Raw genomic sequence first — 24,518 nt, 5'->3', positions numbered from 1 at the left:
CGAACCTCCGCTGGGGACGGGCGGCCTGCGGGGCCGCACCAGGCCGGAAATGTCCCGTCCGGATGAACGCGGCGGTCTTTCCCCGTGTCCGGCGGTGTCCCGGCCAGCGTTTGTAAGGAAGGTTTCCTTTCGCTCGGGACGATAGGGAAACTCCTTCGTCACGTCAAGGCACCTACCCGCTCGGCGCGGTCACGAATGTCCGCGGACCGGATGAGGCCGGTACGGCGCCTCGAGCCGGACCACCTCATCGTCGGTCAGCGTCAGGTCGAGGGCGGCCAGCGCGTCCTCCAGATGGCCGGGTCTGGTCGCGCCGAACGCCGGCGCGGTCACGGCGGGCTTGCCGAGCAGCCAGGCGAGCGCGACCCGCGCGGGCGGCACGCCACGGGCGGCCGCGACCTCGCGTACGACGTCCACGACGTCGAAGTCGCCCTCGTCGTAGAGCGTCTCGCCGTAGGTGTCCTCGCCGGACCGTACGGTGCGCCGCTCGCCGCCGCGCTCCCAGGTGCCGGCCAGCAGCCCGCGTGCGAGAGGGCTCCAGGGAACGACGCCGACCCCCTGGTCGAGGCAGAGCGGGATCATCTCGCGCTCCTCCTCGCGGTAGACGAGGTTGTAGTGGCTCTGCATCGAGACGAGGGGCGTCCAGCCGGCCGCACGCGCGGTGTACTGCGCCTTCGCGAACTGCCAGGCGTACATGCTGGAGGCGCCGATGTAGCGCGCCTTGCCCGCGCGTACGACGTCGTGCAGGGCGGCCATGGTCTCCTCGATCGGCGTCCCGGCGTCCCAGCGATGGATCTGGTAGAGGTCGACGTGGTCGGTGCCGAGCCGCCGCAGCGAGCCGTCGATGGCCGCCATCACGTGCTTGCGCGACAGCCCGCGGTCGTTCGGCCCGTCGCCGGTCGGGTAGTAGACCTTCGTCGCGAGCACGTAGTCGTCGCGCCGCGCGAAGAGCCGGGACAGCAGCCGCCCGGCGACCTCCTCGCCCGCCCCGCCCGAGTACATGTCGGCGGTGTCGAAGAACGTCACCCCGGCCTCGACCGCCCGGCGGACGATGGGCTCGGCCGCCTCCTCACCGAGCTGCCAGGCCTTGTGCGACGGATCGCCGAAGCCCATCATCCCCAGGCAGAGCCTCGACACCGTCAACCCCGATGCCCCGAGCCGCGCGTACTCCATGACGTCCTCTCCCGGCCCGCACCCGTGCACGGACACCCGGATTCTCCCGCCGTCGCCCTCGGACGGGCAGGGCCGAACCCACGGCCCCGACCACGGAAACCCTTCGGATCGAAGGCGAGCACGGCCGGCTGCGTACGCTGGACCGTATGGAAGGTGGACCGGACGGGCTGTTCCTGGTGACCGGGGCCGGCGGGGGTACCGGATCCGTGAGCCGCACCGTCGTCGGGTCGCTGCTCGGCCACGGCCGGCGCGTACGGGCGATGGTGCACCGTGAGGACGAACGCGCGGATCGTCTGCGGGTCCTCGGTGCGGAGGTCGTCGCCGGTGATCTGACGAACCCCGCCGACGTGGCGCGGGTCCTCGACGGCGCGCGCCGGATGTTCTTCAGCATGAGCGTGGCGCCCTCCTATCTCGAGGCGGCCGCCACGGTCGCGACGGTGGCCCGCGCCGCCGGTGATCTCGACGCGCTGGTCGGCCTCTCGCAGATGACCGTCTCGCAGATGGACGCGACGAGCACTCAGGAGTCGCACCAGCAACGCCTGCACTGGCTGTCCGAGCAGGTGCTGAACTGGTCCGGGCTGCCGGTCGTGCACATACGCCCGACCACCTTCATCGACAACCCCCTGTTCACCACCCTGGCGGCCGTCTCCATCAAGGACAGCGGGACCATCCGGCTCCCGTTCGGTACGGGCCGCACCTCACCGGTCGCGGCCGAGGACGTCGCGCGGGTCGTCACGGCGGTCCTGGAGGATCCGGGCCCGCATCTCGGGCAGGTCCTCGAACTGACCGGGCCCCGGTCCCAGGACCTGGCCGGCATCGCCGAGGAGTACGCACGTGCGCTGGGCCGGCCGATCTCCTACGTGGACGTGCCCCTGGACGAGTGGCTCGCCCAGGTGCTCCCCTCCGCGGGCCTGTCGTCCCACCTCGAGGACCACATCGCGACCATGGCGCGCCTCCACCGCGAGAACCGCTACGACCGCGCCACCCGCACCGTCGAGCAGATCACCGGGCGGCCGGCCCAGACCGTCGAGGAGTTCGTCACCCTGCACTCCGAGCTGTTCACCCGGTAGCGGGGTCAGCGAAAGAACTTCAGCACGCCGCCGTGGTGGGAGCACGCCCCCTGGTGGTGGGCGGCGTAGGAGAAGGTGCCGTCCCGGCACACCGCCGTCGCGCCGGCGGGATGGGCCGGGGCCTTCGGCGCGTGGCGCACGGCCCGGTGCGGCGCCTTCCGCGGCGCAGCCGCCGGCGCCGGACGGCGCGGCGGCGTCCTCTTGTGCGGCGCCGTGTGCCGTGGCGCCGGCGAGGCGGGTTCCTGCTCGCTCGGCGTGTCCGACGGCGTCGCCGGGTCGCTCGCGAGGACGCTCGGCGTCGCCTCGCCGCCGGCGTTCTCGCCGGCGGCCGGCCCGCAGGCGGTCAGAAGGACACACGCGACGAGTGCCGGCGCTAAGTTCCTGGCCCGCATCACTGTCACCCCGTTCGGTCGGCTGCCTAGGTCAGACGTAAGGGGAGCGGCGTCGGTTGGCGGAAATGCCGGACGGTGACCGGTACAGGACAGAAAGGAAACATTCGCCCCTCCAACCACGAAGGACTCGTCCGCGTGAACGCACGGGCACTCTGAGTGCGGCCCGGCGGGTCACGTCACCTCAGGCGGGGCGTAGCGTCGAAGACGGGCCATACCGACGGCACGGCCGGTTCGGAGGTGGGTCATGAACGTCGTAGAGAAGAGCCTGCACATCCCGGTCGCGGGCGTCGTCCTGGAGGCCGACGTGGTCGTGCCGGACCAGGCGCGGGGCGTGGTGCTGTTCGCGCACGGCAGCGGCAGCGGCCGCCACAGCCCGCGCAACCGCCGCGTCGCGAGCGAGCTGCGGGTCGCGGGCCTGGCCACCGTCCTCACGGACCTGCTCACCCCGGCCGAGGAACAGCGCGACGCCTGGACCGCCGAGCTGAGATTCTCGATCGGCCTGCTCGCCGCGCGTGTCGCGGCGCTGACCGACTGGGTGAGGATGTACTCCCACACCGAGGGACTCGGCGTCGGAGTGTTCGGCGCCAGCACCGGCGCCGCGGCGGCGCTCGTGGCCGCCGCCGAACGCCCCGGCACGGTCCAGGCGGTCGTGTCACGAGGCGGCCGGCCGGATCTCGCCGGCGAGCACCTGTCCGACGTCTTCCAGCCCACGCTGCTGCTGGTCGGCGGGGACGACCCCGTGGTCATCGACCTCAACCGCGAGGCGCTGACCCGGCTACCCGGCGAGGCACGCCTGGAGATCGTTCCCGGCGCGTCGCATCTGTTCGAAGAGCCCGGCACGCTGGAGCAGGCGGCCCGGCTGGCCAGGGACTGGTTCCTCCTCCACCTGCGCCCCGTGGCCCACCACGCCGACCTGGGCCACTGAACGGCGAGCTCAGAACTCCGACATGGCGATGGCGATCCAGTGCTCGAAGCGGCCGTACCGGTCGGCCACCGCCTGCGTACTCGGGGCCGGCATGTCCAGTACGGCGTCCGCGGCGTCGGTGAGATCCCAGTACGGGTGCCGCATGTCCCGGCCGACGACCTCCCGGTAGATCGCCTGGAAGCGCGTCGCGACGTCGACGTCGTATTCGAAGGCCAGGTTGATGCGCATCCGGGCCAGGTCGATGCCGTACGGGCCGTGGCTGCCGGTGGTCCAGTCGACGATGCCGGTCAGCCGGTCGCCGGACCACACGGTCTGGCCCGGATGGAAGTCGCGGTGGATGAAGCCCGCCGGAGTCTCCGGCGCGGTCTCCGCCAGCGTCTCGAAGACCCGCTCCCACAGCTCCGGGCTGCCCGACCACTCCGGTGGGCGCCGCTCGCCGTTCACCGACAGGTCGTAGTACGGCGCGTACGGCGGCAGGGCGGTGTCCAGCGGCACCTCGTGGACGCGCGCGAGCGCCTGGGCCATCGTGGTGAGGAAGGCGTCCATGTCCCACGGCCGGGTGGCGGGGCGGCCCGGCACGCGTGTGGTCAGCAGGGCCGGGACGTCGCAGATCCGGGCGTACGGATCGGCGGCGAGCAGGCGCGGGGCGGGCACCTCGGTGTCGTCGAGGAGCTCCAGCACGGCGGCCTCGTTGGCCGGGATGTACCACGGGTCGGTACGCAGCCGGTCGGCGTTGTGGAACCGGCGTACGACCAGGCGCCTCGGCGGGTCGCCCGCGTCGATCGCGTGCAGGGTCGTGGAGCCGCTGCCCATCGACCGGATCGAGGAGATCCGGCCGGCGACCACGTCACGTACCCAGCCGAGCACCGTCTCCGGCGGATGCGGAGATGCCACTACCGGATCTCGGCGGCGAGCGGCTCGGGGGAATCAGGCGCGGCCACCAGAACGAGGACCGTGACCGGCACTCTCTCACTGACGCCCATGTGAACACCTTCTTCTCCGTGGATACTCCGGCGCCTCCTGCTGGACACCATCCGTTCGCCGAACACGGCTAGCGTCTCTGCGCCGCATCCGACGACAAGAGGACCAATTGGCTAATTCCGATCGCATCTCCGAGGTCTACAAGGGCGAGATCTGGGCTGAGAGCACGCAGCAGGTCGCTCGTGATCGTATCCACTGGCTGGTAGGGCAGGCCACCGGAGATGTCCTCGACATCGGTTGCTCGCAGGGAATCGCCTCGATTCTGTGTGCGCGGCGTGGCCTGAACGTCATCGGTGTGGACATTCAGGCGGACCGTGTCGAATACGCGCGCGGCGAGCGGGACAACGAGCCCGAGGACGTTCGGGAACGGCTCGACTTCCGCCTTGCCGACGGAACCGCGCTGGACTTTCCGGACGCCTCATTCGACACCGTTCTCATGGGCGAGATCGTCGAGCATTCGCCGGATTCGTCGCCGCTCCTGGCGGAGGCGGCCAGGGTCCTGCGCCCGTCCGGGCTGCTCGTGCTCACGACCCCGTTCGGCCTCAGCCGCCACCACGACCACTACGCCACCTTCTACGTGGACTCCCTCGTACGGCTGCTCGCGCCCTACTTCACCGTCGAGAGCCTCGACATCGTCGACAAGTACCTGCGGGCGTGCTCGCGGCCGGGGGCGATGGCCGACCCGGACCGGCTGATCATCGAGAAGCAGCCGCTGATGGAGCGAGCGCTGGTCGCGATCCAGAACTCCATGCAGGACGAGAAGGAGAAGATGCGGCGTTACGACGTCGCGATCGCGCGGTATGAGCAGGTCAACGCGCGGATGAAGAACCTCGAGTCCCGCCTCGCGCACCAGTCCTACCGTACCGAGTACGTCACCTGGCAGCTGAAGTCGGCCAAGAGCCGCAAGTGGTGGCGGCTCGGCGAGGCGCTGTGGAGCGCCAAGCACCCGGCGGAGGCGCTGAAGCTGCCGAAGACCGTCGCCACCGCGCTGAAGACCGCGCCGCGCCTGGAGGAGCCGAAGCCCGAGACCACGGCCGGCTCCCCCGACCTGTCCGGCCACTACACCGCGGTGCCGATCCCCGAGGTCGCCGTCCCTGACGGCCCGGTGGCGCGCGACATCAAGGTCGCGGTCATCATGGACGTGTTCTCCACGGACGCCTTCCGCTACGAGTGGCAGCAGATCACCTTCGGCCCGGAGGACTGGCGTGAGGTGCTCGAACGCGAGCGTCCCGCGATGCTGTTCGTCGAGTCGGCCTGGCACGGCAACAAGGGCCGCTGGGCGACCATGATGAGCGCGGCCGGCGCGCCCAAGCAGCCCGTGCGCGACCTGGTCGCCTGGTGCAAGGAGCAGGGCATCCCCACGGTCTTCTGGAACAAGGAGGACCCGCCGAACTTCGACCGCTTCATCGAGACGGCGAAGCTGTTCGACCAGGTGTTCACCGTGGACTCGGACTGCATTCCGCGCTACGTCGAGGCGGTCGGCCACGACCGGGTCGCCCTGCTGCCGTTCGGGGCCCAGCCGCGGATCCACAACCCGGTGGCGGTGCCGGGCGGGCGCAAGCACGAGGTGGCGTTCGCCGGGACCTACCACGCGAAGAAGTACCCCGAGCGCGCCGCGCAGATGCAGACGATCCTCGGCCCGGCACGGGAGTTCGACCTGCACATCTACAGCCGCATCTCCGACGACCCGGATTTCGCGTTCCCGGCGGAGTACACCGACTTCATCGTCGGCTCGCTGCCCTACGAGCGGATGCTCGCGGCGTACAAGGCGTACAAGATCTTCTTGAACGTCAACTCGGTGACCGAGTCCCCGACGATGTGCGCCCGCCGTGTCTTCGAGCTGTCCGCGTGCGGCACCCCGGTCGTCTCCGGGTACTCACGCGCCCTGGACCGGGTCTTCGGCGACCTCGTACGGCTGTCGTCCGCGCCGCAGGAGACCACCGAGGCGCTCGTGGACCTGATGAAGGACGCCGACCTGCGCGACCGTACCGGGCACCTGGCCATGCGTGAGGTGTTCTCCAAGCACCTGTACGGCCACCGGGCCGACTCCGTGCTGGCGGCGGCCGGCCTGTCGGCGCCCCGGCGCGAACGCTCGATCTCGGTGATCCTGCCGACCAACCGGCCCGAGCAGATCGGCCACGCGATCGAGCAGGTGGCGGCGCAGGACCACCGGCCGCTGCAGCTCGTGCTGGTCCTGCACGGCATCCCGGCGGACGGCGTGGAGGCGCAGGCGCGCGCGGCGGGGCTGGACGACGTCGTCGTGCTCACCGCGGACTCCTCGCTCACGCTCGGGGCCATCCTGAACCTCGGCATCGACGCCGCCGACGGCGCGTACCTGGCCAAGATGGACGACGACAATCTCTACGGGGCTCACTACCTGAGCGACCTGGCGTACGCCTTCGACTACACGACCGCGGGCCTGGTCGGGAAGGGCGCGCACTACTGCGAGATGCGCACGCACGGCGTCACGCTGCTGCGCTTCCCGCACCTGGAGCACACCGAGGCCGAGCTGATCCAGGGCGGCACGATCCTGGCCGACGGCGACGTGCTGCGGAAGCTGCGCTTCGCCGACCTGCCGCGGGCGATCGACAGCGACCTGCTGCGGCGTGCGCAGCGCGACGACATCGGGATCTACTCCGGCGACCGGTTCAACTTCGTGTCCGTCCGCGGGGACCGTGAGGCCCACACCTGGAAGGTGAGCGACGCGGAGCTGATGCGGCACGGGCGGGTCGCGTTCCACGGTCCGGCCGGGGAGCACGTGCTGTTCTGATGCTGGACACCGTCTCGGAGAAGGCCACCACGCGGAGCCCGTCTCCCGCCTGGCGGCCCGCGGTCCTGCTCGGGGTCGTGCTGACACTGCTGTACGGCGTGCTGCTGCTGTTCGACCTGTCGGTGCCGCAGCCGGTCGACCACAGCCGCTACATGGACGCCGCGCGGTCCTTCCCGTCGGCGCCGAAGGACCCGATCTTCGACCATCAGTACCTGCGCATCGGCCTGACCGGGCCGACCTCCGCGGCGATGAAGGTCTTCGGGTACTCCGAGGTGACCTACCACGTGTTTCCGGTGGCGGCGGCGCTGCTGCTGTTCGCCTCGGTGTACGCGATCGGGGTGCTGTGGTTCGGCCGCCTCGTCGGCGCGCTGTCGGCGGCCGTGCTCGGCTGCGTCGGGATCATCGTGGTCGGCGGCACCGAACTGCTGCCGGACCTGCCGGCCACCGGGCTGTTCACGGCGGCCGTCGCGCTGACGATCGCGGTACGGGAGGGGCTGCTGCCCTGGCGGCGGCTCTGGCTCGTCGTCGTGGGCGTGCTGATGGGCTGGAGCTACCTCACGCGCGAGTTCATCGTGTTCGTCTGGCCGCTGGTCCCCGTGCTGCTGTGGCGGCGTGTCGGCCGGTGGGAGTGGCTCTGGGGGTTCGTGCCGGTCGCGCTCACCGGGATCGGCGAGACGGCGCTCAACGCCCGTCTGTACGGCGATCCGCTGGCGCGGCTGCACGCCGGGTCCGGGCTCGGCGACCTGCCCTCGCGCCCGGCGGTCGCGGCGACCTTCCACGACCTGCCGCTCTGGGTGTACCTGTGGCGGCTGCCCCAGCAGCTCGCCCGGCTCCCCGAGGGACCGGGCCTGCTCCTGCTGCTCGCGCTGACGCTCGCCGCCGGCGTCTTCGTGGTGGTCCGGCGGGTGCGCGGCACGGCCACTGTCTCCGAACGGCGCGTCGGCGCGTTCGCGCTGTGGGTCATGCTGCTCTGGGTGCCGCTCACGCTGGAGGGCGGCGTGCTCGACCCCGCCCACCCGAAACTGCGGCTGCAGCTGCTGCGCTACTGGTATCCGCTGTTCCCCGCGTTCGTGCTCGGCGGCGTGGCCGCGCTGTGGCCGGCGGCACGCGCGCTGCGGCTGCCGGACCGGCGGCGGGCCGTCGTGGCCTCCGCGGTCGTGTCGTGCGTCGCGGTCGCCACCACCGCGCTCGCCGTCATCGGCCGGCCCGGCATGCCGGGCTGGGCGGGGTCGGACCGGGTCCGGTCGGACGCGCTGCCGGAGTTCCGCTCGTGGCTGTCGCGTTCGGACGCACAGACGGTCTGGGTGGACACGAAGCTGTTCCGCATCCTGCCGATCTACTTCGTCACCCCGACGGGCCACCGGATCTGGCACGGCCACATGCGCCCGATGCGGGGCGCGCGCCAGCCACCGGTCGGCGACTACGTGGTGGCCTACAGCATCGGCAGCAACGCCTGCCCGCGCTGCGGCGACACCGCGCGCGCCGTCCTGCCCACCGTCCCGCCGACGTGGCGCCCGGTCCTGACGAGCCACGACCACCTCCTGCACGTCTGGCAGGTCGCCTGAGGACCGCGGCGTGAGGGCCGCTACATGTTCGCGGTCTCCCCATGGCCTTAGGTCGCGGAGGTGGTGGCCGGGCCCTGATGGTTCCGCACGAGGGGCAGGAAGAGCTCGTCGACGATCGACCGGACGCGTGCGGGCCTCAGTGGCTCGAGGTCCATGAGCAGGTCATGCCGCACCAGGTCGAATGGCATGGCGAGCACGGCTGAGGGGATGCGCTCGAGGTCGATCTCGCCGCGGTCGTGGGCTCGCTGGTAGATGAGCCGGACCCGCGGGAGCCGCTCGGCGTCCATGACCTTGTCGCGGGCCTGGGAGGGGGTGAGGCCGGTGTCGGCCAGCAGCCCCGAGAAGGCGGCGGCCGCGGCGATGGCGAAGAAGCCGGCGAGGGCTTCGCTCAAAGCCGTCAGCTGGGCGATCAGGTCGCCGCGCAGGGCGCCGGTGTCGGGGACCGCGACCGGGTTGGCATTCCGATGGTGCTCGATCGCGGCGAGCACGAGCCGGTCCTTGTTGGCCCAGCGGCGGTAGAGCACCGCCTCGCTGGTGCGAGCGCGTACGGCGACCGACTCCATCGTCAGGTGGGCGTATCCGACCTCGACCAGCTCGTCCCATCCGGCGGCGAGCAGCGCGGCCTTGAGCTCCTCGCCGTGCCGGCGACGGCGGACGGGTTCGGAAGCCTCGGTGACCATCGCTCCACAATAGAAAGGCTTTCCTTTCTTGGCAACCGCTTCTACGCTGCTTAGAAAGTTATTCCTTTCTTAGGCTGGAGATGAGATGACCAAGACGACGAGGACGAGGCCGTCGCCGCAGGTGCTGATCGTCGGCGCCGGCCCGACCGGTCTCATGCTGGCCTGCCAGCTCGCCCGCGGCGGCGTCTCGTTCCGCCTGATCGAGGCCGCTCCCGGCCCGCGGCCCGGCTCCCGCGGCAAGGGTGTCCAGCCGCGCACCCTGGAGGTGTTCGGCGATCTCGGCATCGTCGACCGCGTGATCGCGTGCGGCCGGATGGCGATGCCGATCCGTTCGACCGCTCCCGACGGCCAGGTGACGCTGGGCGGCGCCGAGACGCCGAGGGATCGCCCCGGCATCCCTTATCCGGCGAGCCTGATCACGCCCGAATGGCGGATCGAGGAAGCGCTGAGGCTGCGGCTCGCGGAGCTCGGCGGCGCGGTCGAGTTCGGCACATCACTCGGCGGCTTCGAGCAGTCGGACGAGGGCGTCTCGGCCGTGGTCGTCAAGGGTGGCGAGGCCGAGACGGTCACCGCGCGCTGGCTGGCCGGCTGCGACGGCGGCCACAGCATCGTCCGCAGGCAGGCCGGCATCGTCTTCGAGGGCGAGACCCGCGAGGCGGTACGGATGATCGTCGCCGATGTCGAGGTCGACGGCCTCGATCGCGACGCCTGGCACATGTGGCGGCATGAGGAGGGCCTCGTCGCCCTCTGCCCGCTCCCCTCGACCAGCGCCTTCCAGTACCAGGCCGGCATCGCGCCGGGGCAGGACCCCGAGCTCGGCCTCGCGAACATGCAGGCGATCCTCGATCGGCGCAGCGGCCGCACCGGCATCCGCCTCCACGAGCCGGAGTGGTCCTCGCTGTGGCGCGCCAACATCCGCCTCGCCGACCGCTACCGCGCGGGTCGCGTGTTCCTCGCCGGCGACGCCGCGCACATCCACTCGCCCGCCGGCGGCCAGGGCATGAACACCGGCATCCAGGACGCGCACAACCTCGGCTGGAAGCTCGCGGCGGTCGCGAAGGGCGCCTCGCCGGCGCTGCTCGACAGCTACGAGGCCGAGCGGCGACCGGTCGCGGCCGGCGTGCTGGCGCTCTCGAACGCACGCCTCGAGCAGGCGATCGAGCAGAAGGGCATCCCCACCCGCCGCGACGCGAGCACGACGCAGCTCGGCGTGAGTTACCGCGGCTCTGCCCTGGCGCGCGACGACCGCGACGAGACCGCCCTGCTCCGCGCCGGTGACCGCGCCCCCGACGCGACCGGGCTGACGACGCTGGAAGGCGAACGCCGGCTGTTCGACCTGACGGGCGGCGGGCGCTTCACGTTGGTGAACTTCGGGGCCGCCGCCGAAGCCTCACCGCCCGGCCTCAGGACTCTCCACGTCGTCGGACGACCGGCCCGCCCCGGCGACATCGCCGACACCGAAGGCCATCTCGTCCGCGCCTACGGCGCGGCCGGCCACACCCTCGTGCTGATCCGCCCCGACGGCCATGTCGCGCTGATCTCCGATGCCGGTGACGTCTCGGCGGTAGCGGACTATCTCGCCGCGATCGGCTGAGCCGGCCGGGGCGGGCGGCAGCGGATCGCCGTCGTGCCGCCGCGCAGGGTGCACTCGCCCGAGGCGTACGGGACGAGGAGCGTGTCGCCGGCGCGGACCTCGACCGGGTCGCCGTGCTCGGCCTCCAGTGTTCCGGTCCCGTCGATGACGACGACGACCGAGAACGCCGGGTCCAGCACGCTCACCGGGTCGGGATGGAGGCGTTCGGCGGCGAAGAAGGCGTCCGCGACCTCGGCGAACAGCCGGTCCGCTCCCGGCCGTACGTCACGGCCCGACCGGCGCGCCCGGCGCAGGTCGTCGAGGCGGCCGGAGCTCCAGGACGTACGGTCGACGCACCGCAGTGCCTGGTCGAAGCCGAGGCCGAGATGTCCGGACTCGGCCTCGATGTCGTACCCCTCCCACTCGAGGAGCACCGAGTAGTCGGTCGGTTCCTGGAGCTCGACCAGCAGGATGTCCCGGCCGATCGCGTGCGGGACGCCCGCCGGGCACACGATGGCGTCCCCCGGACGCACCGGGATCCGGTTCGCCGCGGCCAGCATCTCCTCGACCCGCTGGCCGCGGACCCAGCCGGCCAGCTCCTCCGCCTCGACGTCACGGGCGAACCCCAGGTGGATGCCCGCGTCCGGCGCCGCCTCGACGATCACCCACGCCTCGGTCTTGCCGTACGGCGAGGACAGGTGCGTGCGTGCGAAGTCGCGGTTCGGGTGGACGTGGAGGGGCAGCCGCTCGCCGGCGTCGAGGAGCTTGACCAGGATCGCGGGGTCGGCGCCGTACGCGGCGACGTGCTCGGGACCCAGCCAGCGCTCCGGCTCCCCGGCGATGGCCGCGGCGAGCAGCCGCCCGTCGGGAAGCGTGGTCAGGCCGCTGGGCGCCGCACCGCTGCGGGCCGTCACCGATCCGATCCAGTCCTCGGGATGGTACGGGTCGGTGGCCACAGGGGTGCCGCGGAGCCGGTCGATGCGGCCCGCGCCTTGGTAGAACGAACGCGGCATGTTGGCGGAAAGCGCGACAGGTTGCACGCGTCCCATCCTCCTACCGCCTTCGTGATCAAGGTTGGCCGAGGCTTCCCCGCGCGTTTCCTTGCCTGCCCTGAGTCGTTGTGGGTGATCTGAGACCACTGTCGTACCCCCCCGACCGGCCCAACACGAGGCAGGCTGTCATGACCGGCATCAACCGGCGAAGATTCATGCAACTGGCCGGCGGCACCGCCGCCGCCTCGGCGCTGTCCACCAGCATCGCCCGCGCCGCGGAGATCCCCGCGAACCGCCGCAGCGGCACCGTACGTGACGTCGAGCACGTCGTCGTCCTGATGCAGGAGAACCGCTCGTTCGACCACTACTTCGGCACGCTGCGCGGCGTACGCGGCTTCGGCGACCCGCACCCGGTGACCCTGCCCAGCGGCAAGCCGGTCTGGAGCCAGTCCGACGGCACGAAGGACGTCCTGCCGTTCCGGCCCGAGGTCGACGACCTCGGCCTGGCGTTCCTCCAGGACCTCGACCACGCCTGGAACGGCGGCCACCAGGCCTTCGACCAGGGTCGATACGACCAGTGGATCCCGGCCAAGACCGCCACGACGATGGCCTACTTCACGCGCAAGGACATCCCGTTCCACTACGCGCTGGCCGACGCGTTCACGATCTGCGACGCCTACCACTGCTCGCTGCTCAGCTCTACGGACCCGAACCGCTACTACATGTGGACCGGCTACACGGGCAATGACGGCAAGGGCGGCGGCCCGGTCCTGGGCAACGACGAGCTCGGCTACTCCTGGACGACGTACCCCGAGCGCCTGGAGAAGGCCGGGGTCTCGTGGAAGATCTATCAGGACGTGGGCGACGGCCTGGACTCGGCGGGCTCGTGGGGCTGGACCAACGACGCCTACATCGGCAACTACGGGGACAACTCGCTGCTGTACTTCGACCAGTACCGGAACGCCAAGCCCGGCGACCCGCTGTACGACAAGGCGCGTACGGGCACGAACGCCAAGGGCGGGCAGGGGTTCTTCGACATCCTCAAGGCCGACGTGGTCGGCGGGAAGCTCCCCGAGGTCTCCTGGATCGCCGCGCCGGAGGCCTTCACCGAGCACCCGAACTGGCCGGCCAACTACGGCGCCTGGTACGTCTCCCAGATCCTCGACGCGCTGACCGCCGACCCGGACGTGTGGAGCAGGACCGCGCTGTTCATCTGCTACGACGAGAACGACGGCTTCTTCGACCACGTCGTGCCGCCGTACGCGTCCACGCAGAGCCGCTCGACCGTCGACATCACCGGTGAGATCTACACCCCGCCCGCCTCCGGCGGCAACGTCGCCGGGCCGTACGGCCTGGGCCAGCGGGTCCCGATGTTCGTCGTGTCACCGTGGAGCAAGGGCGGCTGGGTCAACTCCCAGGTGTTCGACCACACCTCGATCATCCGGTTCATGGAGCGGCGCTTCGGCGTGCACGAGCCGAACATCTCCCCCTGGCGCAGGGCGGTCTGCGGCGACCTGACCACGGCGTTCGACTTCGGGCGTACCGCCACGCGTATGCCGTCGCTGCCCGACACCAGCGGCTACACCCCGCCGGACCGCGACCGGCACGACGACTACGTGCCCAAGCCCCCCGCCGAGGGCGCGCTGCCCAGGCAGGAGAAGGGCACGCGCCCGGCCCGCCCGCTGCCCTACGACCTGTCCGCGGACGGACGGGTCACCCCCGCCGGGCTGCGGATCGGCTTCGCCAGCCACGGTCAGGCCGGCGCCTCCTTCCACGTGACCTCACGGACGCTCGCGGACGGCCCGTGGAGCTACACCGTCGAGGCGGGGCGTCAGCTGTCCGACACGCTGGCGGCGCCGTCGGGCACGTACGAGTTCACCGTGCACGGCGCGAACGGGTTCCTGCGGCGGTTCGAGGGCAGGGCCGGCAAGGTCGGGCCCGAGGTGACCGCGCGCCATGACGGGAACGCCGAACAGGTCAAGCTCGTCCTCACCAACGGGGGCACCACTGCCGTCCGGCTCACGGTCAAGGACGCCTACGAGGGCGGGCACCCGGCCACGTACCGGCTCCGGCCCGGCGCGAGCGCCACGCACAGCGTGCGCCCGGACGGCAGCCACGGCTGGTACGACCTGTCGGTGACCTCGGACCAGGACGACGCGTTCCTGCGCCGGCTGGCCGGCCACGTCGAGACCGGCCGGCCCAGCACGAGCGACCCCGCGATCGCCGCGCGCTAGGTGGACGCACCCGCCCAGGTCGTCAGAGTCTGATGACGACCAGGGCGGTGTCGTCCGTGGTGCCGCCGGAGACGCCGAGGTCGGACAGCAGCAGGTCGGCGAGCGGCCCGGGATCGAGCGCCCCATGCCGGGCGAGGCTCTCGGTGAGCCGCGCCAGCCCGGCGTCGATGTCCTCGCCGCGGCGTTCGACGAGGCCGTCGGTGTACAGCACGAGGGTGGCCCCGGGGGTGTACGTGACGCGGGCCTGGGGCCGATCCGTGTGGCTCAGGTCGATCCCGAGCGGCGGGTCGGTGGCCTGGTCGAGCATGACGACCAGGTTGCCGGGCTGCAGGAGGACCGGCGGAAGGTGGCCCGCGGAGCTGTAGGTGATGGTCTGCGACCCCTTGTCGATCACGGTCTGGATCGCCGTGGTGGCCAGCGCGCCCTCGATGGAGCACGCGTACACGCCGAGGAGCTCCAGGGCGCGTGCGGGCCCCTCGACGGCCCGGATCGCGGCGCTGAGCGCGCTGCGCAGCTGCCCCATGACGCCGGCGGCGCACAGCCCGTGCCCGACGACGTCGCCGACGGCCACGGCGAGACGGTCATCGGCCAGGTCGACCAGTTCGTACCAGTCGCCGCAGACGTTCAGGGAGCCGGCCGCGGGCAGGTAGCGCACGGCCACCTCTGGGTGCCGCTCTTCGTGGACCGGCGGCAGCATCGACTGCTGGAGGGTGACGGCGACCTCACGCTCGCGTGCGTGTGCCTGTCTCAGCCGTTCGTTGAGGATCTGCAGCTCCTTGGCGCGCGCGTAGAGCTCCGCCTCCATCTCCTGGCGGCGCTCGTACGGGTGGTCGAGCTGCTCCGCGCCCCTCGTCCTGGCCCGCAGTCCCCCGCGGATGATCGCGGTCACGTCCTCGACCCGGTGGATGAGGAGCATCGGCCGGCCGTCCGGGCCGGGAACCGGGGTGTTGATCGGGCTCCAGTAGCGCTCCTCGAACGCGCCCGGCCGGCCCGCCACCGGGATGTCGTACTTCTGCGGAGCCATGACGTCCCGCTCACCGGTCGCGATCGCCCGCTCCACCGACGCCTGCAGGTTGCGCAGCCCGTCGGCCTCGGGATCGGACGGGTTGAGGGGGAACGCCTCGACGACATGCCGGTCGATCAGCTCGTCCCGCTTGCGGCCGGTCACCTCCAGGTACGCCTGGTTGACATCCGTGATGATCATGTCGGGTGTGAGTACCAGGCACGGGCTGGGAGTGGCGGCGAAGAGTGCGGCGTAGTCGATGCTCCGCCCCGATGGGTTGGTCATTTCCAAGCGCCCCCTATGCCGACATTCTAGGACGTGCAGCCGGGGCGACCTGCATGAATGCCGCCCTCGGCCCTGCAGCCGAGGCGCTGTCAGGGCTTCCGGCCGACCGCGGCTCGGTCTGGAGGACCGAGCCGGCGTGCCTCGGCCTAGCCCAGATCGGACCGCAGGCGCTCCATGAGGGCGGACAGGTCCGGATCGTCCGAGAGGTCGAGTGGCATGACCTCCCGGGTCGCCCCCTTGCGGCGCAGCATGGCGTCGGGTGCGGTCAGCAGTGCCTCGACCGGGTCGACCAGTGGCCAGTGCCAGCGCCGGAGCGTCTCGCGCCGGAAACGTGCGGCGTAGATCGCGCTCAGGTAGGTCTCCGGAGTGAGTGCCTGGGGGTTCTTCGAGACCACGAGGACGCGCATCTCCTCGACGCTCGGAGCCACGGCGAGGCCCTCCTTGACCGTCGCGAGGACGGTGGAGCCCAGCGCGGCGATGTACAGGGCATCGCGGTCGGTCCTGCTTCGCCTCCGCAGCGTCGGCAGCCCGCCCGGAGTCACATCCGGCCGCTGGTCCGGGATCATCTGCGGCGGCCCGTACATCACCAGCGCCGTGGCATACCGGACCGGATCCTGGCCCACGTCCATGCACGCGGCCGGTGACCGGTTGTCCTCGAACGCCAGCTCCAGCTGGGCGATCACCGCATTGGGCTCGTGGGCGGTCAGCGCGTTCCAGAAGCCGTCGATCTTCGCCTGCTCCTGGTCGCGCCCGGTGCGGTGTACCTGATCCTGCCGCGCCGCCTCCGATTTCGCGGCCCCGGCCGCCCACTCCTTGATCTCGCGGCGGCGAGCTCGCTGAAGAGGACTCACTCCGGCGAGACGCCGGGCGAGCATCGCCTGCTCGATGAGGCCCGGATCGACCTGCGGCGGCAGTGGCAGCACGAGGTGCCGGGCCGGACGGAACTCCTCATGGTGCAGTGAGACCAGAGCCTGCTCCGTTCGTGCCACAGCGGCGATCTCCGCCTCGCGCCGGGCCTGTCGAGCCTGACGTTCCAGCGCCGCCAGAGAGGTCCGCGGAACGCTCGGCCCTCTTCCGCCCGAGGCGGGCCGTCCGCGTCCGCCCGGCGACGTCGAGGAGGTGAACGGGCCGATACCGCTGGAAAGGGTCGCACGGCCGGCACCTGCGTGTACTCGCGCGATCTTGGGTCCCAGACTCGCCCGGACACCACGCGAGGAGGCACGTACCCGCACCCCCGGTGCCAACTTGATGCTCACGCCGAGACCCACGTCTCATCTCCCTCCCCCGTGGCCGCCCGGCCACCGGCGCGACCGGCCGGATCGGCGAGGTGCACGGACGCCGTAAGGAAGACGTTTCAGAGGCCGTGACGGATACCGGGCCTCGGTCACGGTTACATCTCGGCAGGCCGGGCCACGCAGGTCGCAACGGACAGGCTCAGTGCTCCAGCGGGCCCTCGGGGAGGGTGTCGTCGTCGGCCACGTTGGTGCGCATCCGGCCCAGCAGCCGCTCCAGCGTCGCGAGTTCGTCCTCGCCGAAGCCGGTCCGCAGGCGCTGGTCGTGTGTGCGGGCGGCGGTGGCCAGCCGGTGGAAGAGGGTCTCGCCCTGTTCGGTCAGCCGTACCTGGTGGACGCGGCGGTTGGCGGGATCGCGCCGGCGGGTGATCAGGCCGTCGGCCTCCATCGCGTTGAGGTGGTGGGTCAGCGTCGCGCCCTGGATGCCCACCGCCGCGGCGAGCTCGCGCTGGTTGCTGGTCGGCTGTTTCTTCAGCGAGATCAGGATGAGCCAGATCGGCGTCGAGCCGCCGGCGGCGGCCAGAGTGTCTTCGAAGGCGCGACCGACGACCTTCGCGGTGCGGGCGAGGGTCAGGCCGATCGGCCGACCGGCGGGCTTGGTCACGCCTAGAGACTACAACAAGACTCGACGTCAAATTGTTTGACATCTAATCAATAGATACCTAACGTCGAAGCCGTCGACCGCTACGGCGACGGTGACCTCGTCACCTCGAAGCTGGACTGGAGCGAGATCACCGTCCGCGTCTACGGTGAGACCGCGGTCGCGATCGGCGTCCACGACCAGCGGGCCGCCTACCGCGGCCGGCCGAACGACGGGAAGTTCCGTGCCACCCACATCGCGGTCCGCGACGACGGAGAGTGGAGGCTGGCCGGGATCCACCTGAGCCCCATCGGTGTCCCCGCCGCCCCGCCACAGCGGCCCGCGACCGATCACTGAGGAGAACCCGATGCCCGTTCAGCTCAACCACACGATCGTGCACGCACGCGACAAACGGCGCTCGGCGGAGTTCCTCACGGAGCTGCTGGGCCTGCCGAGCCCGGCGCCGTACGGGCCGTTCCTCGTCGTCGAGACCACCAACGGCGTCTCGCTGGACTTCGCCGACGACGAGGGCCCGATCCACGAGCAGCACTACGCGTTCCTGGTCGCGGAGGAGGAGTTCGACCAGATCTTCGAGCGGATCCGGGCGGCCGGCCTGGAGTACTGGGCCGACCCATACCACCGCCGGCCGGGCCGGATCAACACCAATGACGGCGGCCGCGGACTCTACTGGTCCGATCCCGACGGGCACAGCCTGGAGATCATCACCCGTCCGTACGGCGGGTAGCGATGCTCAGCCCGCGCGCACCTCATCGATCACCTCGGCCAGCATGGCGATCCCGTCGGTGATGGTGCGCTCGCTGAGCGTGGAGTACCCGAAGATCAGCCCGCCGGGACCGCCGCCGGACATGCGGTACGGGCCGACCCCGTAGACGCCCAGCCCGCGGCGCGCCGCCGTCTCGACCACCGCGGTCTCGGAGAGGTCGTCCGGCAGCCAGGCGACGAGGTGCAGGCCGGCGGCGATGCCGGCCGGCTCGAGGCCGGGTGTACGGTCCCGCAGCGCCTCCAGGAGCACGTCGCGGCGCCGCCGGTACACCGGCCGCATCCGGCGCAGGTGCCGGTCGAACTCCCCGCGCGACAGGAAGTCGGCGAACGTGAGCTGGTCGATCACCGGCGAACCGCGGTCCGCGGCGACCTTGGCCTGGACGACGTCGCCGACCAGCCGCCGGGGCACCACGAGCCAGGCCAGCCGCAGGCCGGGCGCGAGCGTCTTGCTGGCCGTGCCCGCGTACACCACCCGGTCCGGCGCCAGTCCCTGCATGGCACCGATCGGCGCCCGGTCATAGCGGTACTCGGCGTCGTAGTCGTCCTCGATGACGAGCGCTCCCCGGTCACCGGCCCACTTGAGCACCGCGGCGCGGGACTCGGCCGACAGCACGCCGCCGGTCGGCCACTGGTGTGAGGGGGTCAGGACCAGGGCGTCCGCGTCCGTACGGTCCAGCGCGTCGACGCGCACGCCGTCACGGTCGACGGGGATGCCCACGACCTCGAGCCCGGCCGCGACGGCGACCGGGCGTACGTCGTCGTCGGCGGAGGGGTCCTCGACCGCCAGCCGCTTCGCGCCCGACCTCACCAGGACCTGGACGAGCAGCGAGACGCCCTGGGCGTATCCGTTGCAGATCACGACGTCGCCGGGGTCGGCCGACGTGCCGCGTACGCGGTTGAGGTAGTCGGCGATCGCGTCGTGCAGCTCCGGCACGCCCCGGCCGTTGAGATAGCCGAACCGGTCGTTCGGGGCCTCGGTGAGCACCCTGCGGATCGAACGCAGCCACGCCGCGCGGGGGAAGCTGGACACGTCCGCCCTGCCGTAGCCGAAGTCGATCCGCGGGACCCGCTTCGGCTCCGTGCGCACGGGCTCCGCGGCCGGCTCCGGGCCGATCGCGACCTGGGTGTAGCCGCCCGGGCGGCTCGTCAGGTAGCCCTCCGCGACGAGCTGCTGGTACGCCTCGACGATGACGCCTCGCGAGACCCCGAGATCGGCGGCGATGGCCCGTGTGGGCGGCAGCGAGCTGCCGAGGGGCAGCCGCCCCGACCGGACGCCGGCCCGGATCGACGCCTCGATCTGACGGTGCAGCGGAACGGCGTCGTCGCGGCGCAGCTCGATGAGCAGCTCACCGGCGAGATTCGAATTGGTCCTTTTCCCGGCCACAAAATCGGATCTTAAGACCAGTACCGATCCCTGTCAGCCTTCTGAACATGACGACAACGGCGATGAATCCCGGCCGGCTCGACGGGCGACTGGTCCTGCCGGGCGAGGCGGGCTACGACGAGGCACGTACCGTCTGGAACGCGATGGTGGACCGGCGGCCCCGTATGGTCGTCCGCTGCGCGAGCGTCGGCGACGTGGTGGCCGCGGTGCGTACGGCGCGTGAGCTGGATCTGGAGCTCGGCGTACGCTGCGGCGGCCACAGCGCGCTCGGGCTGGCCGTCCCGGACGACGGTCTGATGGTCGATCTGAGGCCGATGGGGGGTGTGCGGGTCGATCCGGTGCGGCGCCGGGCGTGGGTTCAGGGCGGTGCGCTGCTGGGCGCGCTGGACCGTGAGGCGCAGCGGTACGGCCTGGCGACGACGGCGGGGAACGTCTCCCACACCGGAGTCGGCGGCCTCACCCTGGGTGGCGGCATGGGCTGGCTCGCCCGGCAGTACGGCTTGGCCTGCGACAACGTCGCCTCGTTCACCATGGTCACCGCAGACGGCGACGTGGTCCACGCCAGCCCTACCGAGAACCCGGACCTTTTCTGGGGGCTGCGCGGCGGAGGCGGCAACTTCGGCATCGTCACCGAGTTCGAGTTCCGGCTGCACCCCGTCGGAACGCGTGCGCTCGTCGCCGAGTACACCTTCCCGCTCGACCGGGCACTGCCGGCGTTCCGTCACTGGCGGGACCTGAACGCCGAGGCGCCGCGGCAGGCGACGTTCACGGCCTCGCTCGGCGGCGACGGCCAGGTCGTCCTCGGGTTCGTGTGGGTCGGCGACCCGGCGGAGGCGCGGAAGCTGCTCCCGGCGATGCGCGGCCTCGGGCGCACGGTGGCGACACGCGTACACGAGCCCTCCTACGTCGAGCTCCAGCGCCAGGACGACACCACCGGCCGGCACGCGCTGCGACGGTACTCCAAGGGCCACTACCTGCGGCGGCTCCCCGACGAGGCGATCGAGGCGTTCCTGCTGCGCGGGAGCACGGGCTCGGGCGAGGGCCTGCCGAACGCCGGGCTGCAGGCGTACGGCGGGGCGATCTCCGACGTGCCCGACGACGAGACGGCGTTCAGCCACCGGGGCACGGTGTTCGAGTTCGGCTGCGGCACCGGCTGGACCGACCCCGCCGAGGACGCGGCGCGGAAGGCCTCCGCCCGGCGCTGCGCGGCGGCGCTCGCCCCCTTCGCCAGCGGCGTGTACGTCAACGCGCTCAGCGACGACGGCGCCGAGGGCGTCCGCCGCGCGTACTCACCGGACAAGCTCGCCCGGCTGACCACCCTCAAGACCGCCTACGACCCGCACAACGTTTTCCACCTGAACCACAACATCCGCCCGGCGCGCTAGCCCCGCCGGCGTCGAGGAGACGACATGCGCAAGATCATCAACTCCACCTACATCTCGCTCGACGGCGTCATCGAGAACCCCCAGGACTGGCCGTCGCTGGGCGTCGAGGACGACGCCGGCACCATCCAGACCGAGCTGCTGCTCTCCTGCGACGCCCTGCTGATGGGGCGGCGCACGTACGACGGCTTCGCCCCCGTGTGGCCGACCCGGTCCGGCGACCCGTACAGCGACCACATCAACGGCATGGCCAAGTACGTCGTCTCGTCCACGCTGGGCGACTCGTCGTGGAACGGCACGACCGTCATCAAGGGGGACCCGGTCGCCGAGATCGCGCGGCTCAAGGAGCAGCCGGGCAAGGACATCGTCCAGTACGGCTTCGGGCGGCTCTCGTACACGATGCTGGAGCACGGTCTGCTGGACGAGCTCCGGCTGTGGGTGCACCCGTTCTTCGTCGGTGGCGGCGGTCCGGAGGACCTGCTGTTCCGCCCGGGCCCGGCGGCGGGGTTCGAGCTGACGGAGACCCGGCCCCTGAAGTCCGGGATCGTCATCCTGTCCTACCGTGCGAACGCCCGTTGAGCCGGACGCGGCCCGTGCCCCGGCAGCACGGGCCGTTCCTCGTCACTCCCCCGGCGGCCGGGTGCCGATGACGACGGTGGCGTACAGCTCCTCCGAGGCGGACAGCCGGGCCGTCAGCCCGCTGCCCGCGAACGCACGTACGGCGTGCGGCGCCTGACGTTCGCTGGTCTCGATCAGCAGGTGCCCTCCGGGCGCCAGCCACCCGGAGGCCCCGGCCGCCACCCGGCGCAGCACGTCGAGCCCGTCGGCGCCGCCGTCGAGCGCCACCCTCGCCTCGTGCACGCGCGCCTCGGCCGGCAGCAGCCCGACCTCCTCGGTCGGCACGTAGGGCACGTTGGCCGCGAGGACGTCGACCCGGCCGCGCAGCGCCGCGGGCAGCGGCTCGTACAGATCGCCCTCGTACACCTGGCCGCCGGCGGCGGAGACGTTGCGGCGGGCACACCGCACCGCGACCGGATCGACGTCGGCGGCGTGCAGCTCGACCGGGTCCAGAGCGGCGGCGAGCGCGACGCCGACCGCGCCGGAGCCGCAGCACAGGTCGACCACGACGGTCCTCCGCTGGGCGGTCCCGGCGAGGGCGGTGGCCTGGTGGACGAGGAACTCGGTACGGCGGCGGGGCACGAAGACCCCGGGGTCCACGGCGACGCGCAGACCACAGAACTCCGCCCAGCCGAGAACGTGCTCGAGCGGCAGCCCGGCGGCCCGGCGCTCCACCATGGCGGCGAGGTCGCCGGTGGTGCGTGCCGCGGAGATGAGCAGCCGCGCCTCGTCCTCGGCGAAGACACAGCCTGCGGCGCGAAGCCGCGTGATGACGGCAGATTCGGGGAGAGCGGGAGAAGACATCAAAGCGCCTTTCGGAAACCGATGGGCGCTCCCAGGTCCCTAGAGGGGACGGACCGCGCGACCGCGAGATGAGAGCACCCAGCCTGATCTGCCGGTAATGGGTCCCACCTCCTCGACGTCGCCGGAGACCGCAACCCTACCCGAGTCACTCCCCCGGCGCGGCCTGTCCTCGTACGGTATCGAAAGGCTCTTTCGAAAGAGCCTTTTCATTGCTACCGTCGCCATATGGACGAACCCGGCAGGAAGCTGAGGGACCCGCAGGAGCTCCGCGTACTCGCGCATCCCCTACGCATGCGGCTCCGGCAGGCGCTGTACGAGCGCGGCACCGCGACCGCGACGGAGCTGGCCGAGATGGTCGGTGAGAGTCCGGCGAACTGCTCCTGGCACCTGCGCCAGCTCGCCAAGTACGGCTTCGTGGAGGAGACCGGCGACGGGACCGGCCGCAACCGCCCGTGGCGGCCCGCGTCGCACGCGCTCTCGTGGGGCGAGGCCGACGAGTCCGGCGAGCTGGCCGCCGCCGGCGACCGGCTCAGCGCGATGATCTACGAACAGGAGTTCGCCGGTCTGCGGGACTGGCAGGCGTGGCGGCGCACCGACCCGCCCGAATGGCAGGACGCGGCGAGCTTCGCGCAGAGCGTCGCCTGGCTCACCGCCGAGGAGCTCGCCGAGCTCAACGCGACGCTCACCGAGCTCGCCCTGCGCGGACGCGAGCGGCTCAGGGACCCCGCCACCCGGCCGCCCGGCTCCCGCCGGATCCGGATCTTCACCTCGGCGGTGCCCGCCGCTCCCCTGCCCGCGGACCCTGACCAGGACTCGTGATGCGCGCCGTGCTGCGGCTGCCGGACTTCCGGCTGCTCTTCGCCGGCCTGGCCGCGAGCATGGCGGGCGACGCGCTGATGGTGCTGGTGTACGCCATCTGGGTCAAGCACCTGACCGGCTCCAGCGGCGCCGCCGGGTTCGTCTCGCTGTTCATCGTGGTGCCGTACGTGGTGTCGCCGCTGGGCGGCCGGCTGGTGGACCGATTCCGGCGCCGCCCGTTCCTCGTGGTCGTCAACCTCTGCTCGGTGCTGATGATGCTTCCGCTGTTCGCGGTCCGTACGGCTGGGGACGTGTGGATCGTCTACGCGGTCGCCACGCTCAACGGGGTGTCGTCGGTGGCCAACGCGGCCGCGCTGAACGGCCTGCTGAAGGAGCTGCTCGCGGACGGGCTGCTGGCCACGGCCAACGGCGCGATCCAGACGGTCAGGGAGGGGCTGCGCCTCGGCGGCCCGCTCGCGGGCGCGGCGCTGTTCGCGGCCGCCGGCGGCGCGGCCGTCGCCCTGGTCGACGCGGTGACGTTCCTCGCCGCGGCCCTGGCCATCGCGCGGATGCGGCTCCGCGAAGAGACGCCGGTGAACGTCCGGCAGCCCTGGCGCCGGCAGCTCACCGCGGGCCTGACCCACATTCGCGGGGACGCGGCCCTGCGCCGCATGATGATCGCGGGCGCCGTCGCGTTCCTCGTCGTGGGGTTCAACGAGTCGGTCTTCTTCTCCGTCCTCGACCACGGCCTGCACCGTCCGCCGGCGTTCCTCGGCGTGCTCGCCTCGGCGCAGGGCGTGGGATGCGTCGCCGGCGGCCTGCTGGCCGCCCGGCTGATCGGTGGCCGGGGTGAGAACGCCGCCACCGCGATCGGGCTGGCGGCGTTCGGGCTGGGCGATGCCCTGTGCGTCCTCCCCCGGCTGGCGGCGGTCCTGGCCGGCAAGGCCGTCGCGGGCGTGGGCCTGGCCGTCATCGTCGTCGGATTCACCACCGCGCTGCAGCGGCGCACGCCTGCCCCGCTGGTCGCCCAGGTCTCGATGACGGCGGAGACGCTCGTCAGCGGGCCGCAGACGGTCTCGATCGCGACCGGCGCCCTGCTGGTCTCGGTGGTGGACTACCGCATCCTGCTCATGGCCGTGGCGGCCGGCATGCTCGGCGGCGCGGCGTACCTGTGGACCGGCCGGCGGCTGAGCGCCCCGTCTCCCGCCGTCCGCCCGGAGGAGGCGCCGGCCTGACC

22 protein-coding genes are annotated in these 24,518 nt (G+C 71.8%); 12 read left to right on the top strand and 10 right to left on the bottom strand.

What is annotated here, in order from left to right:
• Window positions 1-189 precede the first annotated feature (189 nt).
• On the bottom strand, window positions 190-1,170 hold the full coding sequence (locus FB559_RS41970; RefSeq protein ID WP_141964138.1) for an aldo/keto reductase: 981 nt from the start codon (window positions 1,168-1,170) through the stop codon (window positions 190-192).
• Window positions 1,171-1,316: 146 nt separating this feature from the next.
• Between FB559_RS41970 and FB559_RS41965 the strand changes: the two genes are divergently transcribed.
• Window positions 1,317-2,240 (top strand): NAD(P)H-binding protein, encoded by a 924-nt coding sequence (locus tag FB559_RS41965; RefSeq protein WP_141963567.1) that lies wholly within the window; start codon window positions 1,317-1,319, stop codon window positions 2,238-2,240.
• Between the two features lie 5 nt (window positions 2,241-2,245).
• On the opposite strand, the gene FB559_RS44435 is transcribed toward FB559_RS41965, so the two are convergent.
• On the bottom strand, window positions 2,246-2,632 hold the full coding sequence (locus FB559_RS44435; RefSeq protein ID WP_185792748.1) for a DUF3761 domain-containing protein: 387 nt from the start codon (window positions 2,630-2,632) through the stop codon (window positions 2,246-2,248).
• A 244-nt stretch (window positions 2,633-2,876) separates the two neighbouring features.
• Here FB559_RS44435 and FB559_RS41955 point away from each other — a divergent pair, with 244 nt between their 5' ends.
• The gene (locus FB559_RS41955) at window positions 2,877-3,557 is read left to right on the top strand and encodes a dienelactone hydrolase family protein (protein WP_141963566.1); all 681 of its coding nucleotides are present in this window, start codon (window positions 2,877-2,879) and stop codon (window positions 3,555-3,557) included.
• Between the two features lie 9 nt (window positions 3,558-3,566).
• Here the strand turns inward: FB559_RS41955 and FB559_RS41950 are convergent, their stop codons facing one another.
• Window positions 3,567-4,451 (bottom strand): phosphotransferase family protein, encoded by an 885-nt coding sequence (locus FB559_RS41950; protein WP_141963564.1) that lies wholly within the window; start codon window positions 4,449-4,451, stop codon window positions 3,567-3,569.
• 196 nt (window positions 4,452-4,647) lie between these two features.
• Between FB559_RS41950 and FB559_RS41945 the strand changes: the two genes are divergently transcribed.
• Both FB559_RS41945 and FB559_RS41940 read left to right on the top strand, forming a co-directional pair.
• A complete protein-coding gene (locus FB559_RS41945; protein ID WP_141963562.1) occupies window positions 4,648-7,308 on the top strand; it encodes a methyltransferase domain-containing protein in 2,661 nt (886 codons plus the stop codon).
• Window positions 7,308-8,873 (top strand): ArnT family glycosyltransferase, encoded by a 1,566-nt coding sequence (locus FB559_RS41940; RefSeq protein WP_141963561.1) that lies wholly within the window; start codon window positions 7,308-7,310, stop codon window positions 8,871-8,873. The genes FB559_RS41945 and FB559_RS41940 overlap by 1 nt, the downstream gene beginning before the upstream one ends.
• 47 nt (window positions 8,874-8,920) lie before the next feature.
• Here FB559_RS41940 and FB559_RS41935 read toward each other — a convergent pair whose 3' ends face one another.
• Window positions 8,921-9,553, bottom strand: a complete 633-nt coding sequence (locus FB559_RS41935) for a TetR/AcrR family transcriptional regulator (RefSeq protein WP_141963559.1) — start codon at window positions 9,551-9,553, stop codon at window positions 8,921-8,923.
• 85 nt (window positions 9,554-9,638) lie between these two features.
• On the opposite strand from FB559_RS41935, the gene FB559_RS41930 reads away from it, so the two are divergent.
• Window positions 9,639-11,147 carry an FAD-dependent oxidoreductase gene (locus tag FB559_RS41930; protein ID WP_141963557.1) on the top strand — a complete coding sequence of 503 codons (1,509 nt, stop codon included), beginning with the start codon at window positions 9,639-9,641 and terminating at the stop codon, window positions 11,145-11,147.
• Here the strand turns inward: FB559_RS41930 and FB559_RS41925 are convergent.
• The gene (locus tag FB559_RS41925) at window positions 11,126-12,166 is read right to left on the bottom strand and encodes a class I mannose-6-phosphate isomerase (protein WP_221640728.1); all 1,041 of its coding nucleotides are present in this window, start codon (window positions 12,164-12,166) and stop codon (window positions 11,126-11,128) included. The two genes, FB559_RS41930 and FB559_RS41925, sit on opposite strands and share 22 nt — an antisense overlap.
• A gap of 140 nt (window positions 12,167-12,306) precedes the next feature.
• Here FB559_RS41925 and FB559_RS41920 point away from each other — a divergent pair, with 140 nt between their 5' ends.
• A complete protein-coding gene (locus FB559_RS41920) occupies window positions 12,307-14,352 on the top strand; it encodes a phosphocholine-specific phospholipase C (RefSeq protein ID WP_141963553.1) in 2,046 nt (681 codons plus the stop codon).
• Between the two features lie 22 nt (window positions 14,353-14,374).
• Here FB559_RS41920 and FB559_RS41915 read toward each other — a convergent pair whose 3' ends face one another.
• The 3 genes from FB559_RS41915 to FB559_RS41905 all read right to left on the bottom strand — a co-directional run bounded on the left by FB559_RS41915 (window position 14,375) and on the right by FB559_RS41905 (window position 17,536).
• A complete protein-coding gene (locus FB559_RS41915; RefSeq protein WP_141963551.1) occupies window positions 14,375-15,640 on the bottom strand; it encodes a PP2C family protein-serine/threonine phosphatase in 1,266 nt (421 codons plus the stop codon).
• 146 nt (window positions 15,641-15,786) lie between these two features.
• Window positions 15,787-16,629 carry a hypothetical protein gene (locus FB559_RS41910; protein ID WP_141963549.1) on the bottom strand — a complete coding sequence of 281 codons (843 nt, stop codon included), beginning with the start codon at window positions 16,627-16,629 and terminating at the stop codon, window positions 15,787-15,789.
• Between the two features lie 445 nt (window positions 16,630-17,074).
• Window positions 17,075-17,536, bottom strand: a complete 462-nt coding sequence (locus FB559_RS41905; RefSeq protein ID WP_141963547.1) for a MarR family winged helix-turn-helix transcriptional regulator — start codon at window positions 17,534-17,536, stop codon at window positions 17,075-17,077.
• A gap of 54 nt (window positions 17,537-17,590) precedes the next feature.
• Between FB559_RS41905 and FB559_RS46985 the strand changes: the two genes are divergently transcribed.
• Together FB559_RS46985 and FB559_RS41895 are read left to right on the top strand one after the other, a co-directional pair.
• On the top strand, window positions 17,591-17,869 hold the full coding sequence (locus FB559_RS46985) for a nuclear transport factor 2 family protein (RefSeq protein WP_141964134.1): 279 nt from the start codon (window positions 17,591-17,593) through the stop codon (window positions 17,867-17,869).
• 10 nt (window positions 17,870-17,879) lie between these two features.
• Window positions 17,880-18,257, top strand: coding sequence for a VOC family protein (locus FB559_RS41895; protein ID WP_141963545.1), 378 nt, complete (start codon window positions 17,880-17,882; stop codon window positions 18,255-18,257).
• Between the two features lie 6 nt (window positions 18,258-18,263).
• Here FB559_RS41895 and pdxR read toward each other — a convergent pair whose 3' ends face one another.
• Window positions 18,264-19,679 (bottom strand): MocR-like pyridoxine biosynthesis transcription factor PdxR, encoded by a 1,416-nt coding sequence (pdxR, locus tag FB559_RS41890; RefSeq protein WP_141963543.1) that lies wholly within the window; start codon window positions 19,677-19,679, stop codon window positions 18,264-18,266.
• A gap of 47 nt (window positions 19,680-19,726) precedes the next feature.
• On the opposite strand from pdxR, the gene FB559_RS41885 reads away from it, so the two are divergent.
• Together FB559_RS41885 and FB559_RS41880 are read left to right on the top strand one after the other, a co-directional pair.
• Window positions 19,727-21,064, top strand: coding sequence for an FAD-binding oxidoreductase (locus FB559_RS41885; RefSeq protein ID WP_141963541.1), 1,338 nt, complete (start codon window positions 19,727-19,729; stop codon window positions 21,062-21,064).
• 24 nt (window positions 21,065-21,088) lie between these two features.
• Window positions 21,089-21,640 (top strand): dihydrofolate reductase family protein, encoded by a 552-nt coding sequence (locus FB559_RS41880; protein WP_141963539.1) that lies wholly within the window; start codon window positions 21,089-21,091, stop codon window positions 21,638-21,640.
• 42 nt (window positions 21,641-21,682) lie between these two features.
• Here the strand turns inward: FB559_RS41880 and FB559_RS41875 are convergent, their stop codons facing one another.
• Window positions 21,683-22,486 carry a putative protein N(5)-glutamine methyltransferase gene (locus FB559_RS41875; protein WP_425455136.1) on the bottom strand — a complete coding sequence of 268 codons (804 nt, stop codon included), beginning with the start codon at window positions 22,484-22,486 and terminating at the stop codon, window positions 21,683-21,685.
• Window positions 22,487-22,708: 222 nt separating this feature from the next.
• On the opposite strand from FB559_RS41875, the gene FB559_RS41870 reads away from it, so the two are divergent.
• Window positions 22,709-23,302: a winged helix-turn-helix domain-containing protein gene (locus FB559_RS41870; protein WP_141963535.1), complete on the top strand. Its 594-nt coding sequence runs from the start codon at window positions 22,709-22,711 to the stop codon at window positions 23,300-23,302.
• Entirely contained in the window at window positions 23,302-24,516 is a 1,215-nt protein-coding gene (locus FB559_RS41865; RefSeq protein WP_141963533.1) for an MFS transporter, read from the top strand. Before FB559_RS41870 ends, FB559_RS41865 begins: the two co-directional genes overlap by 1 nt.
• The last annotated feature ends 2 nt before the right edge of the window (window positions 24,517-24,518 follow it).

Source organism: Actinoallomurus bryophytorum, assembly GCF_006716425.1.
Lineage (GTDB): Bacteria > Actinomycetota > Actinomycetes > Streptosporangiales > Streptosporangiaceae > Actinoallomurus > Actinoallomurus bryophytorum.
Note: the sequence above shows the minus strand (reverse complement) of the source record. Positions and strands in the feature narration are given on the sequence as shown.

Bases quoted from the DNA above. Each gene is read 5' to 3' on its own strand.
- FB559_RS41885 (WP_141963541.1), top strand. From the start codon at position 19,727: ATGACGACAACGGCGATGAATCCCGGCCGGCTCGACGGGCGACTGGTC.
- FB559_RS41920 (WP_141963553.1), top strand. From the start codon at position 12,307: ATGACCGGCATCAACCGGCGAAGATTCATGCAACTGGCCGGCGGCACC.
- FB559_RS41870 (WP_141963535.1), top strand. From the start codon at position 22,709: ATGGACGAACCCGGCAGGAAGCTGAGGGACCCGCAGGAGCTCCGCGTA.
- FB559_RS41915 (WP_141963551.1), bottom strand. From the start codon at position 15,640: ATGACCAACCCATCGGGGCGGAGCATCGACTACGCCGCACTCTTCGCC.
- FB559_RS41970 (WP_141964138.1), bottom strand. From the start codon at position 1,170: ATGGAGTACGCGCGGCTCGGGGCATCGGGGTTGACGGTGTCGAGGCTC.
- FB559_RS41935 (WP_141963559.1), bottom strand. From the start codon at position 9,553: ATGGTCACCGAGGCTTCCGAACCCGTCCGCCGTCGCCGGCACGGCGAG.
- FB559_RS41880 (WP_141963539.1), top strand. From the start codon at position 21,089: ATGCGCAAGATCATCAACTCCACCTACATCTCGCTCGACGGCGTCATC.
- FB559_RS44435 (WP_185792748.1), bottom strand. From the start codon at position 2,632: ATGCGGGCCAGGAACTTAGCGCCGGCACTCGTCGCGTGTGTCCTTCTG.
- FB559_RS41895 (WP_141963545.1), top strand. From the start codon at position 17,880: ATGCCCGTTCAGCTCAACCACACGATCGTGCACGCACGCGACAAACGG.
- FB559_RS41965 (WP_141963567.1), top strand. From the start codon at position 1,317: ATGGAAGGTGGACCGGACGGGCTGTTCCTGGTGACCGGGGCCGGCGGG.
- FB559_RS41930 (WP_141963557.1), top strand. From the start codon at position 9,639: ATGACCAAGACGACGAGGACGAGGCCGTCGCCGCAGGTGCTGATCGTC.
- FB559_RS41955 (WP_141963566.1), top strand. From the start codon at position 2,877: ATGAACGTCGTAGAGAAGAGCCTGCACATCCCGGTCGCGGGCGTCGTC.
- FB559_RS41940 (WP_141963561.1), top strand. From the start codon at position 7,308: ATGCTGGACACCGTCTCGGAGAAGGCCACCACGCGGAGCCCGTCTCCC.
- FB559_RS41865 (WP_141963533.1), top strand. From the start codon at position 23,302: ATGCGCGCCGTGCTGCGGCTGCCGGACTTCCGGCTGCTCTTCGCCGGC.